At 33.3% G+C, this 1,966-nt stretch carries 1 protein-coding gene and 1 rRNA gene; one reads left to right on the plus strand and one right to left on the minus strand.

Annotation, left to right across the window (positions count from 1 at the left end):
* The first annotated feature begins 398 nt into the window (after nucleotides 1-398).
* Nucleotides 399-1,787 carry a magnesium transporter gene (gene mgtE, locus EAI80_RS12850; protein ID WP_129982351.1) on the plus strand — a complete coding sequence of 463 codons (1,389 nt, stop codon included), beginning with the start codon at nucleotides 399-401 and terminating at the stop codon, nucleotides 1,785-1,787.
* Between the two features lie 64 nt (nucleotides 1,788-1,851).
* Here the strand turns inward: mgtE and rrf are convergent.
* Nucleotides 1,852-1,960 (minus strand): 5S ribosomal RNA (gene rrf, locus EAI80_RS12855).
* Nucleotides 1,961-1,966 lie beyond the last annotated feature (6 nt).

Raw genomic sequence — 1,966 nt, forward strand, 5'->3', positions numbered from 1 at the left:
GAAGAGCTGATGTTCAGCTCATCAATTAAATGTTTTCAAATAAATCTGACGTGTATCTGTTCAGTTTTCAATGTTCTGTCTCAGCCCGTCTCCCGGACTACCTTTCTATAATACCCAATATCGCAGCGTTTGTAAAGTGTTTTTTGAAAATAATTTACGTTTTCTTAAGACTTATGAAAATAATATTGATTTAATCGGTGCTTTTTCACTTTACTTTTTTGTTAGATTTTGTTATAAAAAGTAATAGACAGAAAGTGAGGTGGTATAGATGGACAGTCATGAGCGACAATCAAGAAACAATAATAATGATCAAAAATCAATGACTGTTCTTCTATACTATTAGGACTTTCATTGGTATTTGCTCATCATAATCATTTAATGATAGAGAGGAATACAACATGACAGAAAAAAAGTACAACAATGATTATGTGCAGGACATACTGAACATTATCAATTCAGATCATACGCTTAAAGAAAAAAGAGATTTATTAGATGAATATCACGATAAGGATATAGCTGAGGCATTCGAATTATTGCCAAAAGAAGAAAGAAAACTATTCTTTGATTATTTTGATACAAAGAGACTGTCATCTATTATCGGTTATATCGAAGATTCAGAAGATTATATTCAGGACTTTGGTTACAAGAAGTATGCAATGCTTCTTAACAAGATGGATTTAGATGATGCAGTAGATATCTTAGAAAACTTAAATGAAAATACTAAGAGTCGTCTTCTTCCTTATTTACATGTTAAAAGAAGAGAAGACATATTATTAATCAAATCGTTTGATCCTGATCAAATTGGGCATGAAATTACAACTAACTTTATTTCCATTGAACGTGGTTTAACTATTAGACAAGCGATGAAGGAATTAGTTAGACAATCTAGTACTCATGATAATATCAATACTATTTATGTAACTGATCATAATCAATATTATGGCGCGATTGATTTAAAGGATTTGATTGTTGCTAGAGAGAATGATGATCTAGAAGAAATTATCGCAACTTCTTATCCACATGTTTATGCTCATGAGATGATTAGTGATTGTATTGATGAAATCCGTGAATATGAAGAAGACTCAATTCCAGTACTCAATGATGATAATGAGATTATCGGTGTTATTACTTCTACCGATATCACTGATTTCATTGAAGATGAGCAAGATGAAGATTATGCAAAACTTGCCGGTATGACTGAACAGTCAGACTTGGATGAAACAGTAAAAGATGGTATGAAGAAAAGACTACCTTGGTTAATTCTTCTTTTATTCCTTGGCATGATTGTTTCTACAGTAGTGGGTTTATTTGAATCTGTCGTTGCAGAAATTGCGATTGTTGTATGTTTCCAATCACTTATTTTAGATATGGCCGGTAATGTAGGAACACAGTCTCTTGCGGTTACAATCAGATTACTTGTAGATGAAAATATCTCTACTAAAGATAAACTTAAATTCATCTTAAAAGAATTAAATATTGGACTTAGTAATGGAACAATCCTTGGATTACTTTCATTCTTATTTATTGGATTCTATATTATGATTGCTAAAAATAGACCATTTATGGATGCCTTCATTCTTTCTGGATGTGTGGGTGTTTCCTTATTTGTGGCTATGGTCTTCTCAAGTTTGGTTGGCGTAGTCATTCCAATGTTTTTCCATAAAATAAAGGTTGACCCAGCCGTTGCATCAGGACCTTTAATTACTACAATCAATGATTTAGTTGCTGTTGTAACATATTATGGTTTAGCTTGGTTATTATTAATTCAAATCTTCCATGTACATTAGGACCTTAGTGGTCCTTTTTCTTTGCAATAAAAAAAGCCCTCCTGTTGGAAGGCATAAAAAAAGGACCTGGCAGCTTGCTATTGTCGCGTCTTCACACTATCATCGCCGTTATGATGCTTAACTTCCGTGTTCGGGATGGGAACGGGTGTGTCCATCATGCTATCGCCGCCAGATCCTCG

Source organism: Catenibacterium sp. co_0103 (assembly GCF_004168205.1).
GTDB classification, from domain to species: domain Bacteria; phylum Bacillota_I; class Bacilli_A; order Erysipelotrichales; family Coprobacillaceae; genus Catenibacterium; species Catenibacterium mitsuoka_A.